Annotated in this window: 15 protein-coding genes and 1 pseudogene; 8 read left to right on the plus strand and 8 right to left on the minus strand. The window is 72.0% G+C overall.

Annotation, left to right across the window (positions count from 1 at the left end; translation table 11 throughout):
- Positions 1-1,153: acyltransferase family protein (locus tag I5E_RS16715; protein ID WP_042723992.1), on the plus strand; the 1,153-nt coding region annotated here is incomplete at its 5' end.
- A 187-nt stretch (positions 1,154-1,340) separates the two neighbouring features.
- A complete protein-coding gene (locus I5E_RS16720; protein ID WP_049973543.1) occupies positions 1,341-2,114 on the plus strand; it encodes a cytochrome c oxidase assembly protein in 774 nt (257 codons plus the stop codon).
- Positions 2,115-2,456: 342 nt separating this feature from the next.
- Here I5E_RS16720 and I5E_RS16725 read toward each other — a convergent pair whose 3' ends face one another.
- Both I5E_RS16725 and I5E_RS16730 read right to left on the minus strand, forming a co-directional pair.
- Positions 2,457-4,118: a DHA2 family efflux MFS transporter permease subunit gene (locus I5E_RS16725; protein WP_022907994.1), complete on the minus strand. Its 1,662-nt coding sequence runs from the start codon at positions 4,116-4,118 to the stop codon at positions 2,457-2,459.
- Positions 4,115-4,729, minus strand: coding sequence for a PadR family transcriptional regulator (locus I5E_RS16730; RefSeq protein ID WP_022907995.1), 615 nt, complete (start codon positions 4,727-4,729; stop codon positions 4,115-4,117). The genes I5E_RS16725 and I5E_RS16730 overlap by 4 nt, the downstream gene beginning before the upstream one ends.
- 143 nt (positions 4,730-4,872) lie before the next feature.
- Here I5E_RS16730 and purS point away from each other — a divergent pair, with 143 nt between their 5' ends.
- Genes purS through I5E_RS16750 form a run of 4 tightly spaced genes read left to right on the plus strand, consistent with a single transcriptional unit; the run spans position 4,873 to position 9,215 of the window.
- Positions 4,873-5,124: a phosphoribosylformylglycinamidine synthase subunit PurS gene (gene purS, locus I5E_RS16735; RefSeq protein ID WP_022907996.1), complete on the plus strand. Its 252-nt coding sequence runs from the start codon at positions 4,873-4,875 to the stop codon at positions 5,122-5,124.
- A gap of 5 nt (positions 5,125-5,129) precedes the next feature.
- Positions 5,130-5,825 carry a phosphoribosylformylglycinamidine synthase subunit PurQ gene (purQ, locus tag I5E_RS16740; protein WP_031263015.1) on the plus strand — a complete coding sequence of 232 codons (696 nt, stop codon included), beginning with the start codon at positions 5,130-5,132 and terminating at the stop codon, positions 5,823-5,825.
- Positions 5,826-5,872: 47 nt separating this feature from the next.
- Positions 5,873-8,254, plus strand: coding sequence for a phosphoribosylformylglycinamidine synthase subunit PurL (purL, locus tag I5E_RS22045; protein ID WP_261974980.1), 2,382 nt, complete (start codon positions 5,873-5,875; stop codon positions 8,252-8,254).
- A gap of 40 nt (positions 8,255-8,294) precedes the next feature.
- Positions 8,295-9,215 (plus strand): 2-hydroxyacid dehydrogenase, encoded by a 921-nt coding sequence (locus I5E_RS16750; protein WP_022907999.1) that lies wholly within the window; start codon positions 8,295-8,297, stop codon positions 9,213-9,215.
- Between the two features lie 61 nt (positions 9,216-9,276).
- Here I5E_RS16750 and I5E_RS16755 read toward each other — a convergent pair whose 3' ends face one another.
- Together I5E_RS16755 and I5E_RS16760 are read right to left on the minus strand one after the other, a co-directional pair.
- Positions 9,277-10,395: a lactonase family protein gene (locus I5E_RS16755; protein ID WP_022908000.1), complete on the minus strand. Its 1,119-nt coding sequence runs from the start codon at positions 10,393-10,395 to the stop codon at positions 9,277-9,279.
- Entirely contained in the window at positions 10,392-10,715 is a 324-nt protein-coding gene (locus I5E_RS16760; RefSeq protein ID WP_022908001.1) for a chorismate mutase, read from the minus strand. The genes I5E_RS16755 and I5E_RS16760 overlap by 4 nt, the downstream gene beginning before the upstream one ends.
- A gap of 112 nt (positions 10,716-10,827) precedes the next feature.
- Between I5E_RS16760 and I5E_RS16765 the strand changes: the two genes are divergently transcribed.
- Positions 10,828-11,232, plus strand: a complete 405-nt coding sequence (locus I5E_RS16765; protein ID WP_187290535.1) for a DUF1304 domain-containing protein — start codon at positions 10,828-10,830, stop codon at positions 11,230-11,232.
- Positions 11,233-11,402: 170 nt separating this feature from the next.
- Here the strand turns inward: I5E_RS16765 and I5E_RS16770 are convergent, their stop codons facing one another.
- On the minus strand, positions 11,403-12,413 hold the full coding sequence (locus tag I5E_RS16770; protein ID WP_031263017.1) for an iron-siderophore ABC transporter substrate-binding protein: 1,011 nt from the start codon (positions 12,411-12,413) through the stop codon (positions 11,403-11,405).
- Positions 12,414-12,467: 54 nt separating this feature from the next.
- On the opposite strand from I5E_RS16770, the gene I5E_RS16775 reads away from it, so the two are divergent.
- Positions 12,468-13,334 carry a shikimate dehydrogenase family protein gene (locus tag I5E_RS16775; RefSeq protein ID WP_022908004.1) on the plus strand — a complete coding sequence of 289 codons (867 nt, stop codon included), beginning with the start codon at positions 12,468-12,470 and terminating at the stop codon, positions 13,332-13,334.
- 15 nt (positions 13,335-13,349) lie between these two features.
- Here I5E_RS16775 and I5E_RS16780 read toward each other — a convergent pair whose 3' ends face one another.
- The 3 genes and pseudogenes from I5E_RS16780 to I5E_RS26060 form a co-directional block, all read right to left on the minus strand.
- Entirely contained in the window at positions 13,350-14,303 is a 954-nt protein-coding gene (locus I5E_RS16780; RefSeq protein WP_022908005.1) for an SDR family NAD(P)-dependent oxidoreductase, read from the minus strand.
- A gap of 27 nt (positions 14,304-14,330) precedes the next feature.
- A complete protein-coding gene (locus I5E_RS26055; protein WP_042723993.1) occupies positions 14,331-14,651 on the minus strand; it encodes a YchJ family protein in 321 nt (106 codons plus the stop codon).
- A gap of 73 nt (positions 14,652-14,724) precedes the next feature.
- Positions 14,725-15,111, minus strand: a pseudogene (locus tag I5E_RS26060) (formate dehydrogenase accessory sulfurtransferase FdhD); the annotation flags it as partial.
- Between the last annotated feature and the right edge of the window lie 155 nt (positions 15,112-15,266).

A 15,266-nucleotide genomic window follows, 5' to 3' on the forward strand; every position in this document is an offset into this window, starting at 1 on the left:
GGGCGGAGGCATCGCGGTGACGAGTCCGCTCCAGGAGCTCCCCTGGTACGTCGCCGCGACCTGGGTCGGCCAGGTGATGCCGCTGTTCTTCGTGGTCGGCGGGTTCGCCAGCGCCGTGGGGTGGCGCTCCACGGTCGCGCGGGGCGGCGGCGCGCGGGACTTCGTCGCGACCCGACTCGTGCGGCTCTTCCGGCCCGCGATCCCCCTCTTCGCGGTGCTGGCGGTCGGCCTCGGCGTCGCCACCCTGCTCGGGACGCCGGCGGACCTGCTCGCCGAGGTGGCGTTCGGCATCGGCTCGCCGCTCTGGTTCCTCGCCGCGTACGGGATCACCCAGTGCTGCGTGCCGTTCATGATGCGCCTGCACGAGCGCGCTCCGTGGCGCACGCTCGTGGCACTGCTGGCCCTCGCCGCGGCCGTCGACGCCGTGCGCTTCGCCACCGGGACGGCCGAGGTGGGTCTGGTCAACCTCGGACCCGTGTGGCTCTTCGCGCAGCAGCTCGGGTTCCTCTGGGCCGACGGCTGGTTCGCCCGGCGCTCCCGCGTGCTGCTCGTCGCCGTCGCCGCGGCCGGGTACGGCGTGCTCGTGCCCCTGACGTCGATCGGGCTCTGGGCCCCGGACATGCTGCAGGACCTCAACCCGCCGATGCTGCCGCTCGCCGTGCTGGCGATCGCCCAGGCCTGCCTCGTCCAGGTCGTGCACGCACCGCTCGCACGACTCATGCGCACCCGGGCCGCACAGGCCACGGTGTTCCTGCTCGGCCGGGACGGGATGACGATCTACCTCTGGCACCTGCCGCTGTTCATCGCACTGAACGGCGTCGCCCTGCTCGTCGGCGTGCCGTTCCCGACGCCGGGCTCGCCGTCCTGGTGGGCGACCCGCGGCGTGGCCCTCGTCGTCCTGCTCGTGGTCGCGCTCGGCACAGCCCGCGCGCTCCGCCGCTTCGACCGGCCGCTCCCCCGGCTGGTCCCGGGTACCGATCGCCCGGCCTGGCCGGTGCTCGCCGTCGCGGCGCTCTGCACGATCGGTCCGGCCTTCGTGGTGATGCAGCTGCACCTGTCGTTCGCGGTGGCCCTGCTCGGCACCCTCGCCGTCCCGGTCGGGGTCCACCTGTTGACCCGGACCGTGCCCGCTCGGAGCGCCGTCCGGATCTGAACCGGTTCTCACCGGCGGGGGACGGTCCGGGGCGCCGGGCGGGCGGAGGATTGTCGTCGGCAGCACGACCCGCAGGAGGCACCCCACGCCGTCGACACCCGAGTTCTGGAGCACGTGGCACCTCGATCCGCTTCGCGGCCGTCTTCATCGCCGTGGCCGCGGTCACTTACGGCTGGTGGATGGTGGGGTGCCGCCCGTCGGGGCACCCGGTGGCCGTGGTGGCGGACGCTCGCCTTCTCGCGCGCTGGTCCTGTTCGGGATCCTGCAGTTCGGCATCGTGGGCATCCACGACCGTGACCTCCGGTGGGCGTTCGTGCTGCGGCTGGCCCTGCTCTTCTTCGCGGTCCCCACCTTCGCCGCGTTCGCCGCGCCCGTCTCGTTGCTCCGCTCGGGAGGCCCGGCTCGCCTCGCGCGCGCCGCCTCGGCAGCGCTCGCATCGCGTCCGGCGCGGTTCCTCGGCAACGCCATCGTGTCGCCCCTGGTCGCCCTCGCGCTGTTCTGCGTGCTGCTCACCCCGTTCTCGGCGACCATCCGCGAGTCCCCGGTGTGGGCGACCGCCATCACGGTGTTCGTGCCGGTGCTCGGGTTCGCAATGCTGACCCCGTTGTCCGAGCCGGGGATCCTGCGCTCGTCGACCTTCGTCACGGTGGAGTTCCTGCTCGCCTTCGTCGAGCTGACGGCGGACGCGATCCCGGGCATCGTGCTCCGGATCACGAACCACGTGCTCGACGGCTCGGTCACGCAGGCGGTCGGACAGCCCTGGTTCCCGTCGCCCCTGCGCGACCAGCACCTCGCCGGGGACCTGCTGTGGTTCATCGCCGAGGTCGCGGACGTCCCCGTGCTCATCTCGCTCTTCATCCGGTGGCAGCGGTCGGATCGCCGCGAGGCTCGCTCCGTCGACGCGCTCACCGACGAGGAGATGGCCGAGCTCACCCGGGCGCACCTGCAGCGCCGCGGCTGACCGCGGACCGCCGGCCGCCGACGTCGACCGCGCACCGCCGGCCGCCGACGTCGAACGACGAGGTCGATGTCGTACGACGTCGAACTTGTCGCTTGTGGGCGGTCGCAACGATTGCGTTCGCGCACGAGCGACAACACCGCTGTCGTACGACATCGACGATGTCGCACCCGCACCGCCGCGCCGCCGCACACCCGCACCGCCACACACCCGCACCGCCACACCGACACACACCCGCACCGCCGCACCGCCGCACCGCCACGCCGCCGCACCGCCGCACCGCCCCGCACGCGCACAGGAGCCCCGCGCCGCACGGTGCGACGCGGGGCTCCTGCAGGACCCGGACTAGGCGTCCGCGTGCCGCCCGTGGTGGTCGGTCGCGGCGAGCTCGGCCTCGGCGGTCTCCGGAGCAGGGGCGGCGGCGTGCACACCGTGGCGCTGCTCGGCACCCGCCTCGTCACCCGCGGTCGAGGATCCGGTCGAGGTCGAGGTGGACGACGCCGGCGACCCGTCGGACACCGCACCGCTCCGCTGCCACGCCACCGTCTGCTTCGGCTTCGCGAGGAACAGCGCGGCGACGATCGCGACCACGAGGACCACGGCCGGCAGGACGAGCGACTGCCCCATGGCGGTCGCGAACGGCTGCTGCAGGAAGCCCGGGAGCGTCCCGACCTGCTGCTCGGCCCCACCGGACGACCCACCCGCACCGGACGGGAAGTTCGCGGTGATGCGCGCCTCGATCAGGGCCGCGATGCCGGCCGAGCCGAGGACCGCACCGATCTGCCGCGTCGTGTTGTAGACACCGGAGCCGGCACCGGCGAGCTTCGGCGGGAGGTTCCGCGTCGCCGAGACCGAGAGCGGTCCCCACATGCAGGCGTTCGCGAGCCCGAGGAGCGTCGACGGCAGGAGCACCCAGCCCCAGTCGGCGCCGGAGGCCAGGAGCGAGCCGAACCAGAACAGCGCACCCGAGAAGCACGCGAGACCGAACGCCGCGACCCAGCGGAGGCTCCACCGGTTGAGGTTCTTGCCGACGAGCGGCGCGAGGCCGGCCGAGAGCACGGCCTGCGGCACGAGGAGCAGCGCCGCCTCGGTCGGGCTGAAGGCGAGCACGTCCTGCGCCCAGAGCATGATCGGCAGGGCGAACGACGAGATCGCGACGCCGACGGCGGTGATGGCGATGTTCGCGAGCGTGAAGTTGCGGTCCTTGAAGAGACCGAGCGGCAGGAGCGGCTCGCCCTTCTGCACGCCCTGCCAGACCACGAAGGCGACGAGCACGACGATGCCGGCGATGATGAGCGACCAGACCGAGATGGGCCCGGTGATGGTGCCCCAGTCGTACGTCTCGCCTTCCTGGATGCCGAACACGAGCAGGAACATGCCGACGGCGCTCAGCACGATGCCGAGGGTGTCGAAGCGGTGCCCGTGCCGGTCGAACGTCGGGACGAACCGCTGCGCGAGCACGAACGCGACCACGCCGACGGGGACGTTGACGAAGAAGATCCACTCCCAGCCGAAGCCGTCGACGAGCAGGCCGCCGACGATCGGGCCGACGAGCGAGGCGACACCGGCGACGGCACCCCAGAGTCCCATCGCGGCACCGCGGTTCTGCGGCGGGAAGATGCGGGTGATCACTGCCATGGTCTGCGGCGTCATCATCGCCGCGCCGAGCCCCTGCACGACGCGCGCCACGATGAGCAGCTCGATCGACCCGGCGAGACCGCACCAGAGGCTCGCGAGCGTGAAGACCACGAGGCCCGTCTGGTACATGACCTTCGGGCCGAAGCGGTCACCGAGCCGGCCGGTGATGAGCAGCGGCACGGCGTAGGCGAGCAGGTAGGCGCTCGTCACCCAGATGACGGAGTTGATGCTCGCGTCGAGCTTCGCGGCGATGGTCGGCGTCGCGACGGACACGATCGTCGAGTCGACGAGGATCATGAAGAAGCCGACGACGAGGGCCCAGAGGGCCGGCCACGGCTTCTTCTCGGTGGTGGTCGAGACGGAGGTCATCGAGTGGGTTCCTTGCTGTTCGTGTTGGTGTCTTCGTCGGTGGGGACGGCCGGGCCGTCCCAGGGGATGTCGCCGCTCGCGATCCGGTCGGCCGCGGCGTCGAGCCACTCGATCTGCGCGGTGAGCATGGCACGCACGTACGACACGTCGAGCCAGAAGCGGCTCGCGAGACGCTTGGCCTGGAGGCCCGTGGCGGCTTCGTCGTACTGCTCGCGTTCCGCGCGGAGCGCCCCGGCACGGGCCCGCAGGGCGGTCGCCGCGTCGGGTGCGCTCAGGTTGTCGACGTGCGAGAGGGCGAGCTGGAACTCGGGGTACTCGTCGGCGGGCTCGGCGATCATCCGGCGGAGGCCGTCCTCGAGCGCGGCACGCCCGTGGTCGGTGATCGCGTAGGTGGTGCGTTCGGGTCGGTTGCCCGCACGCGCGGTGCCGAGCGCCTCGGCGTACCCGAGGTCCACCAGACGACCGATCTGGTGGTAGAGCGTGCCGGGTCGGACCTTGACGTTCTGGTCCTCGCGGCGCTGCAGCATCGTCTGGAACATCTCGTAGGGGTGCATGGGCGCCTCGGCGAGGAGCCCGAGCGCGGCGAACGCGAGGGGCGTGAGCGACGCCATCCGTGCCTCCTGGGTTGGTCCGTACCGATTATTCCAAATGGAATGTACGCCTTCGACGACTTCTCCACAAGCGGTCGGGCGCGGCGCGCCCGCCGCTTAGACTGTTCTCGTCCCACCCATCCCCGAAGTGCTGGAGTGAACACGTGCCAACGATCGTCGTCGAGGTCATGCCCAAGGCCGAGATCCTCGACCCCCAGGGCAAGGCGGTGGGCAACGCGCTCGCCCGTCTCGGCAAGGCCGACCTGACCAACGTCCGCATCGGCAAGCGCTTCGAGGTGGCCGTCGACGGCCCGGTCGACGACCAGAAGCTCGCCGAGGTCCGCGAGATCGCCGCCGACGTCTTCTCCAACGCCGTCATCGAAGACGTCGTGTCGGTCACGGTCGAGGACGCGTGACCTCGATGCGGATCGGCGTCATCACGTTCCCGGGCTCGCTCGACGACCGCGACGCCCAACGCGCCGTCCGTCTCGCGGGCGCGGACCCCGTCGCCCTCTGGCACGGCGACCACGACCTGCAGGGCGTCGACGCGATCGTGCTCCCCGGCGGGTTCTCCTACGGCGACTACCTGCGCGCCGGTGCCATCGCGGCGAAGGCCCCGATCATGGCCGAGGTCATCGACGCCGCTGGCAAGGGCATGCCCGTGCTCGGCATCTGCAACGGCTTCCAGATGCTCGCCGAGGCGCGGCTCGTGCCCGGTGCGCACACCCGCAACGCCCACCAGCAGTTCATCCGGCGCGACCAGAAGCTCCGCGTCGAGACGACCGCGACGGCGTGGACGAGCGGCTTCACCGCGCAGCAGGAGATCACCATCCCGCTGAAGAACGCCGACGGCCGCTTCGTCGCGGACGCCGACGAGATCAAGCGCATCGAGGACAACGGCCAGGTCGTGTTCCGCTACGTCGGCGTGAACCCGAACGGGTCGATCGACGACATCGCCGGCGTCTCGAACGAGCGTGGCAACGTCGTCGGTCTGATGCCGCACCCCGAGCACGCGACGGAGCCCGGGTTCGGCCCGGACACCCCCGCGGCGATGGCCTCCGGGACGGACGGCCTCACCTTCTTCACCTCCGTGATCGAGTCGACGCTCGTCAAGTGACGACGACTCCGACGACCACGACTCCAGTGACAGGGAACGACAACACCGTGACGACCTCCGTTCGCCCGAAGCCCGACACCGTCCAGGACGCCGCAGCCACCCCCGACAAGGAGCAGCCGTACGAGGCGCTCGGGCGGAAGGCGGACGAGTACGCGAAGATCCGCGAGATCCTCGCCCGCCGCCCCACCTCGGGCGAGCTGGCGATGTACTCCGTGATGTGGTCCGAGCACTGCTCGTACAAGTCCTCGAAGAACTACCTGCGTCAGTTCGGCAAGAAGGTCACGCCGGAGATGACGAAGAACCTCATGGTCGGCATGGGCGAGAACGCCGGTGTCATCGACGTCGGCAACGGCTGGGCGGTCACCTTCAAGGTCGAGTCGCACAACCACCCCTCCTACGTCGAGCCGTACCAGGGCGCCGCGACCGGCGTCGGCGGCATCGTCCGCGACATCATCTCGATGGGTGCCCGTCCGGTCGCCGTGATGGACCAGCTCCGCTTCGGTGCGATCGACCACGAGGACACGCAGCGCGTCGTGCACGGCGTCGTCGGCGGCATCTCGTTCTACGGCAACTGCCTCGGCCTTCCGAACATCGGCGGCGAGACCTACTTCGACCCGGTGTACCAGGGCAACCCCCTGGTGAACGCCCTCGCGGTCGGTGTCCTCCGCCACGAGGACCTGCACCTCGCGAACGCCTCGGGCGCCGGCAACAAGGTCGTGCTCTTCGGTGCCCGCACCGGTGGCGACGGCATCGGCGGCGCGTCGATCCTGGCGTCCGACACCTTCACCGAGGGCGGCCCGACCAAGCGTCCCGCCGTCCAGGTGGGCGACCCCTTCGCCGAGAAGGTCCTCATCGAGTGCTGCCTCGAGCTCTTCCAGCAGGAGCTCGTCGAGGGCATCCAGGACCTCGGTGCGGCCGGCATCTCGTGCGCGACGAGCGAGCTCGCGTCCAACGGCGACGGCGGCATGCACATCTCGCTCGACGACGTCCTGCTGCGCGACCCCACGCTCACCGCCGAGGAGATCCTCATGTCGGAGAGCCAGGAGCGCATGATGGCGGTCGTCCGCCCCGAGAAGCTCGACGAGTTCCTGCGCGTCGTCGGCAAGTGGGAGGTCGAGACCAGCGTCCTCGGCGAGGTCACCGGCACCGGCCGGCTCGTCATCGACTGGCAGGGCCAGGAGATCGTGAACGTCGACCCGCGCACGGTCGCCGTCGACGGCCCGGTCTACGACCGCCCGGTCGCGTACCCGACCTGGATCGACGCGCTGCAGGCCGACTCGGCCGCGTCCCTCGACCGCCCGGCAGACGGCCCCGCGCTCAAGGCACAGTTCCTGCAGCTGCTCGGTTCGCCGAACCTCGCGTCGAAGAACTGGGTGACGAACCAGTACGACACCTACGTGCTCGGCAACACGGCGCTCTCGTTCCCCGACGACGGCGGCATGATCCGCGTCGACGAGGAGACCGGGCTCGGCGTCACGATCGCCACCGACGCGAACGGTCGCTACTGCCAGCTCGACCCGAAGCAGGGCGCCCGCCTGGCCCTGGCCGAGGCGTACCGGAACGTCGCCGTCACCGGTGCCGTCCCCGCCGCCGTGACCGACTGCCTGAACTTCGGCTCCCCCGAGAACCCCGAGGTCATGTGGCAGTTCTCCGAGGCCGTCGAGGGCCTCGCAGACGGCTGCATGGAGCTCGGCATCCCGGTCACGGGCGGCAACGTGTCGTTCTACAACCAGACCGGCACCACGCCGATCCACCCGACCCCGGTCGTCGGTGTCCTCGGCGTGATCGAGGACGTCGCGCTGCGCGTGCCCTCCGGCTGGCAGGACGACGGCCACAACATCTACCTGCTCGGCACCACGAGCCTCGAGCTCGACGGCTCGGCCTGGGCCGGCACCGTGCACGGCCATCTCGGCGGCCGTCCGCCGGCGGTCGACCTCGCGCAGGAGAAGGCTCTCGCCGACCTCCTGCACGCCGCGGCCTCCGAACAGCTGCTGACGAGCGCCCACGACCTGGCGGACGGCGGCCTCGGCCAGTCGCTCGCCGAGTCGGTGCTCCGCTTCGGCCTCGGCGCCCGTGTGGTGCTCGACGAGGTCGAGGAGCGCGACGGCGTCGACACGGCGACCGCCCTGTTCTCCGAGTCGACCGGTCGCGTCATCGTGACGGTCCGGCGCGAGGACGACGTCCGGTTCCAGGGCCTCTGCGACGGCCGGGGCTTCCCGGTGCTCCGCATCGGCGTCACCGACGCCACGAGCGGGTCGCTCGAGGTCCAGGGCGCGTTCGAGGCGACGCTCGACGAGCTGCGCGGGACGCACGGTGCGACGCTGCCGAGCCGGTTCGGCGACGTCATCGTCGAGGACGTGACCGAGGGCTACGTCGGTCGGGGTCCGCTCGACGACCACGGCTCGTTCTCGCCGCGGACCGACTCCTGAACGGGTCGGACCGGAGCGCCACGACGACGAGCGCCGCCTGATGCCCGTCGTCACCCTGCCGTTCCGTGAACTCGTCGACCGCTTCGGCCCCGTGCCGGAGGGCATCGAGCTCGACGTGTGGGACGTCGAGGCACCGTACGGGCGCCCCGACGACGTCGCCATCGCGTTCCTGCCGTTCTACTTCGGCGGACGCCACCGGTGGCAGTACGTGCACGACCTGCCGAACCTGCGGCTGCTGCAGCTGCCGAGCGCCGGGTACGAGCACGCGATCCCGCACGTCCCCGGGCACGCGCAGCTCGCGAACGGCCGCGGCATCCACGACGACGAGACCGCCGAACTCGCGGTGGGCCTCGCCCTGACGTCGCTGCGCGAGCTCGGGGCGTTCCAGGCCGACCGTGCGAACGGCGTCTGGGACGCCCGGACCACCCGGTCCCTGGCGGACCGGCGCGTCACCGTGGTCGGCTACGGCGCCATCGGGTCCGCCATCGCGACCCGCTTCGAGGCGTTCCGCACCGAGGTCACGGTGGTCGCGCGCACGGCACGCGAGCAGGACGGTCGGCAGGTGCACGCGTTCGACGAGCTCCCGTCGCTCGCGGCGACGACCGACGTCCTCGTGCTCATCGCCCCGCTGACGGACGAGACCGAACGGCTGGTGGACGCCGACCTGCTCGCCGCGCTGCCCGACGGCGCCCTCGTGGTGAACGTCGCGCGTGGCAAGGTCGTCGACACCGATGCCCTCGTCGCCGAGCTGCGGTCCGGACGTCTGTCGGCAGCCCTCGACGTCACCGATCCCGAACCCCTGCCCGACGGGCACCCGCTCTGGACGACGCCGAACACGGTGATGACGCCGCACGTCGGCGGCAACACGGACCTCAGCGTGCCGCGCTCGATCGAGCTGATGCGTCGGCAGGTGGCCGCGCTGGCCGAGGGCCGCCCGTTCGAGAACGTCATCGACGCCTGACACACCGGCCGGTACCGGCCCGTGGCGAGCCGGCTCGTGGCGAGCCGGCCCAGCGCGGTCGTCAGACCGGCACGATGCAGGTCGGCGTGCCGACCGCGATCTGTGCGACGGCCTCCCCCGGGACGCCGTCCGCACCGAGCGGCAGGACCGCGATCGCGTCGGACATCTGGTTCGCCACGAGGAGGAACCCGGGCACCCGCGCGAAGTGCCGGGGCCACACCCCGCCCGAGGACGCCGAGCCGACGACGGTCAGCCCGCCGTCGGACGCGTCGAGCACGACGACCAGGTCACGCCCGCGCACCGCGACGTACACGCGCCCGGCGTCGTCGACCTCGATGTGGCTGAGGAGCGACTCGCCGACCTCTCCGGTGAAGGTCGCCGCAGAGGCCACCGACACGAACGACCCCGACCCGTCGCGGCGGAGGCGGTGGACCCGGCCGTCGAGTTCGCCGGCGACGAGGAGGTCGCCGTCGTACCAGGCGAGGTGCCGTGGCCCGACGCCGGGGGTGACGTGGTGGACGCGGACCTGCTCGATGCTCGGCGCGTCGGTGATCCGGAACTCGTGCAGCGCGTCGCCGCCGAGGTCCGCCACGAGGACGGTGCCGTCGGGCGTCGCGACCGACTGGTGGGCGTGCGGACCCTCCTGCCGGTCCTCGATCGGGCCGGTGGTGTCCGGCAGGATCGCGGTGACGAGGGCGGAGACCGGCGCCGTCACCCGGTCGTCGCTGCCGTGCGGCACGACGACGTCGTCGCCGGCGTGGGTGCCGAGCACGCCGTCGCTGCCGAGCACCGACGCCGCGTGCGACTCGGCCGCCGCGAGTGCGACCGCCGTGACCGTCCCCGAGACGTAGTTCGTGACGACGAGCGTGCCGGACGGGTCGACCCGGACGTGGCACGGGGCGTCCCCGCCGGCCGGCGCGTCCCAGAGGTGCTCGAGCGAGGTGCCGTCCCTGCGGAAGGCCGAGACACCGCCGTCGGCCGTCTCGGACACGGCGTAGACCCGGTCTCCCGAGACGGCGAGGAACGAGGGGTCGTCGATCACCGCGACGGTCCGAGCGGTCGGAGCGTCGCCGTCAGCGCCCCCGACCGGCCCGGCCGACACGACCGAGATGCCCGTCGCGTTCCCGCCGCCCGTGGCCGTGTACGAACCGACGAGCAGGGTCGGGAGCGTGGCGCTCACTCGTCGCCGCCGGCGATCTGTTCGTGGTGGTGGATGACCTCGGCCACGATGAAGTTCAGGAACTTCTCCGCGAAGGCCGGGTCGAGGTGCGATTCGGCGGCGAGGGAGCGCAGCCGTGACACCTGGATCTGCTCGCGCCCGGGGTCGGCCGCCGGCATGCCCGCGGCGGCCTTGAGGTACCCCACGCGCTGGGTGTACTTGAACCGCTCGGCGAGCATGTGGATCACCGCGGCGTCGATGTTGTCGATGCTCTGGCGGATGCTGGCCAGTTCGGCGACGGCCGCCGGGTCGTACTGGGGCGTGGTGACGTCGTCGCTCATGTCACGAGCCTAACGGCCACGGCCGCGCGGAACGGCCCGGTTACGTGGGCGTCCGACGACCGCAACCTGAGGAAGACCTGAGCACGGCTTCGGAACTGCGAGAATGGACTCCATGTCGGTCCTGCTCGTGATCTCGAGCGTGTTTGCGGTCCTCGCGGGCCTCGTGCACGTGTACATCTTCTTCCTCGAGTCCGTCGCCTGGACGAGTCCGCGGGTGCGGCGGATCTTCGGACTGTCGTCGGAGACCGAGGTCCAGGCGACGCGCGCGATGGCGTTCAACCAGGGCTTCTACAACCTGTTCCTCGCGATCGGCGCGATCCTCGGTGTCGTGCTCGCGGTCACCGGCAACGGTGCCACGGGGTGGACGCTCGTGGTGTTCTCGACGGCGTCGATGCTCGGTGCCGCGGTGGTCCTGCTCGGGACGGGCCGCAAGTACCTCAACTCCGCGTTCTCGCAGGGGTCGTTCCCGCTGATCGCCCTGCTCTTCGCCTTCCTCGGCTCGACGTTCGGCGCCTGAGGCGGCAGCGTCCGGGCGGCCGGACGCCGACGCCGGCTCGCGACGCGACCACACGACGACGGGAGGCGCGGTGCCAGCTGGCACCGTCCCTCCCGTCACGGCCGTCGTGCCGCTGGCGCGTCACGCCGGAACCGGCGGGTGGGGCCCTCCTCCCGTCTGCAGCGTCGGCGTCAGCCGAGCTTCGCCTGGAACTCGTCCGGCAGCTTCTGCAGCGCCCACTCGATCGCCGCGGTGGTGCCCATCGAGAACGCCGAGGACACGTCGGGGTCGTCGAAGACGATCGCGTGCCCGGCCTCGACCGACGGCACCTTCTGGAACAGCGGGTCGCTCTCGGCCTTCGACGCATCGACGTAGATCGGCAGGATGAGCGTCAGGTCGGCGTTCAGCAGGTCGAGGTTCTCGTCCGACAGGTGCACCGAGAACGCCGTGCCGGCCTGCTCGTCGATCGCCTTCGGGATCGTGAAGCCGAGGTTCCGCATGAACGTCGAGCGGCTGTCGGTCGAGGCGTAGGCCCCGAAGCCCTCGGACGTGTAGGCGCCGACGACCGCCGACTTGCCCTCGAAGTCCGGGTGCGCCTTGCGGGCGGCGGCGTAGGCGTCGTCGAGACCGGCGAGGAGCTTCTTGCCCTCGGTCTCCTTGCCGAGCGCCTTCGCGATCATCGTGGTCTGCTGCTCGGTCGACGCGAGGTAGTTCTCGCCGCCCTTCGGGATCGCCACGGTCGGCGCGATCGCGGAGAGCTTCGCGTACCGGTCCTTGTCGCCCGAGGACTTCACGTCGAGGATCACGTCCGGCTTGAGCTTGAGGATGTCCTCGTAGCTCGGCTCGAGCGTCTGGATGATCTTCGGCGACTTCGTGTACGCACCCTTGAGCCACGGTCCGACGCCGTCGCCACCGAACGCGAGCCAGTCGCTCGCCCCGACCGGCTGCACGCCGAGTTCGAGTGCGGTCTCGGCGTCGCCCCAGCCGAGGGCGACGACGCGCTTCGGCTGGGAGTCGATCGTCGTGGTGCCGAGGGCGGTGGTGATGGACACCGGGAACTGGCCGTCCGCCGTCGTCGACGACGATGCGTCGTCGGACGAGGAGCCGGAACCGGAGGCGCAGCCGGCGAGGACGAGGGAGGCGGCGACGACGGCGCCCGCGGCAGCGAGCACGCGGCGGAGTCGGGAGGAGGAACGGATCACGTAGGTAAGGCTACCCTAAGACTTCTGCCGGTGGACCCTGGATAGGCTGACAGTGTGCACCTCTCCGAACCGCGTCGCGTCCGCCTCGCGGTGCTCGGCTCCCCCATCGCCCACTCCCTCTCCCCCACGCTGCACGCGGCGGCCTACGACGTGCTCGGGGTGCCGTTCAGGTACGGGAGGCACGAGGTCGCGTCCGGTGGGCTGGACGCGTTCGTCGCGGGGCTGGGTCCCGACTGGCGCGGCCTGAGCCTGACCATGCCGCTCAAGCGCGAGGTCCTGCCGATGCTCGACCGGACGACGCCGCTCGTGGACGAGCTCGGGGTCGCCAACACGATCGCCTTCCGGACCGTCGGCGACACCGTCCTGCGGGAAGGCGCGAACACGGACGTCGAGGGCATCGTGCGCCCGGTCGAGGCGCTCGGACACCGACCCGGCGAGGCGACGGTGCTCGGGGGCGGCGCGACGGCGGCCAGCGCCCTCACCGCTGCCGTCCGGCTCGGATCGTCGCACGTGCGGATGTTCCTGCGGGACACCGCGAAGGCCGGACACCTCGTCGAGCTGGCCGTGCGGCTCGGGGTCCCGCTCGAGGTGCTCCCGTTGACCGAGCTGCCGGGGACCCGCCACGGGTTCGTCGTCTCGACGCTGCCGGGCGGTGCGGCGGACGGGCTCGACCTCGTGCCCTCGGGGCCCGACGCGGTGCTGTTCGACGTGGCCTACGAGCCGTGGCCGACCGTCGTCGCCTCACGGTGGGCGGATGCCGGCGGGCGCGTGCTGAACGGGCTCGACATGCTCGCCGAGCAGGCGCTCGGACAGATCCGGTTCTTCCTGAGCGGTGACCAGGACGAGCTCCTGCCCGCCGAGGCCGACGTGCGGCGGGCGATGCGCGCCTCCGTGGGCCTGCCGGCGACCATCGGGGCCTGAGCGGCCGCCCGACCGTCAGCGACGGGACCGTGCCTCGGCGTCGAGCAGCGCGACCGACACGTCCCAGAGTCGCTCGGCGGCGGCTGGGTCGAGCGCCCACGGCAGCACGCCGTGCAGGCCGTCGGTGATGCGGTCGACGACCGTCGCCTCGTGGCAGTCCTCGAAGTACCCGCCGGTGACGCCGTCGAGCTCGGGCGCCGTCGCGAGCAGCACCGACGTCGCCGCACCCTGCTCCGGGGTCTTCACGACGTCCGCGGCCGAGGCCTTCGTCGCCGCGAGGACCTCGGGGTCCCAGTGCTTCTGCAGGCCGGTCCAGATCCCGCCGGGCATGCACGCGTTCGCGGTGATCCCGTCGTCGGCCCACCGGCGCCCGGCCTCGACCGCGAAGAGGACGTTCGCCGTCTTGGACTGGGCGTAGGCGAGACCGGGCACGTACGGGCGTCGCCGGAAGAACAGGTCGTCGAACACCACCGGCGAGCTGCCGTGACCGCTCGACGACAGCGCGACGATCCGCGCCCGGGGTGCGGCGGCGAGCGCGCCGTGCAGTCCGAGCGCCAGGGCGAGGTGCCCGAGGTGGTTCGTGGCGAACTGCGACTCCCACCCCGCCGACGTGTACGACTCCGGGCTGTCCATGACGCCGGCGTTGGCCACCAGGACGTCGAGCGGCCCGGACCACGCGGCCGTGAAGGCCTCGACGGACGCCGGATCGTCGAGGTGCAGCTCCGCCACGACGGGGGCGGCGCGTCCGGTGGTGTGCGCGATGTCCCGAGCGACCCGGTGCCCCGCCGCCACGTCCCGGACCGCCAGGGTGACGGCTGCACCCGCGCCGGCGAGCGCCCGGGCCGTCTCCACGCCGATGCCGGACGCCGCGCCGGTCACGACGGCCGTCCGCCCGCCGAGGTCGAGATCCGCCACGACCTCGGCGGCGGTGGTGCGGGCGCCGAAGGCGGCGAGGTCACGGTCCGGCACGGTGTGCTCCTGTCTGGGGACGCGCGCTCAGGCCACCGTGCCGTCCACGTAGGACCACCGGCCGTGCTCGCGCACGAAGTCGCTCGTCTCCTCGAGTGTGCCCCGCTCGTCGTCGGTCCGCCACCAGGCACGGAAGGCGACCGTGCCGCTGGCGTCGAACGGCCCGCCGGCCCGCGTCGACAGGATGTCCAACCGTGTCCAGCGCTGCGCCGGGTCGAGCTCGAGGGTCGCCGGACGGGTGCTCGGGTGCCACGTCTCCAGCAGGTACGCGGGCAGGCCGAGGGCGAACGCGCTGAACCGGGACCGCATGAGCCGCTCGGCCGTCGGAGCCGCGGCGCCGGCGTGCAGCGGTCCGCAGCACTACGGCGTTGTGCCGCCCGACGTCCTCACGCAGGACGAGCATGCGACCGGTGCGGCCGTCGAACAGCGCTGCGGCGTGCAGCCCGCCGGTCTTCTCGAACACGGCCTGGGCCTCGCGGAGCTGGTCGGGGAAGGTCGCCAGGAGCGCCGGGTCGACGACGAGGTCGTCGTGGAGGACGGCGTGCTGCGACTGCGTCCGGACCGCGTCGATGCTCGCCTTGCCGCAGAGCCCGCAGGAGCTCGTCGTGTAGAACGACCGCTCAAGGCTCGGGTCCGGCGCGGGGACGCCCCGCGCGAGGGTGACGTCGAGGACGTTGTACGTGTTCAACCCCTCGGCCGTGGCGCCCGCGCAGTACCGGGCGGCCGCGAAGTCGTCGCCCCGGGCGATGACGCCCTCGGACACCAGGAAGCCCGCGGCGAGGTCGAAGTCACTCCCCGGGGTGCGCATCGTGATTCGCGAGTGCGCTCCCCCCGACGCGGATCTCCAGGGGCTCCTCGACGGCAAGCAAGTCGTCCCGGGACCGCCCGGGACGTTCCGACGGTGATGCGGGTGACGCGTTTTCCGGCGGGGATCCGGTTCATGGTTCGGTCTTCCACGGCGGC

The organism is Curtobacterium sp. B18 (genome assembly GCF_000333375.1).
Lineage (GTDB): Bacteria > Actinomycetota > Actinomycetes > Actinomycetales > Microbacteriaceae > Curtobacterium.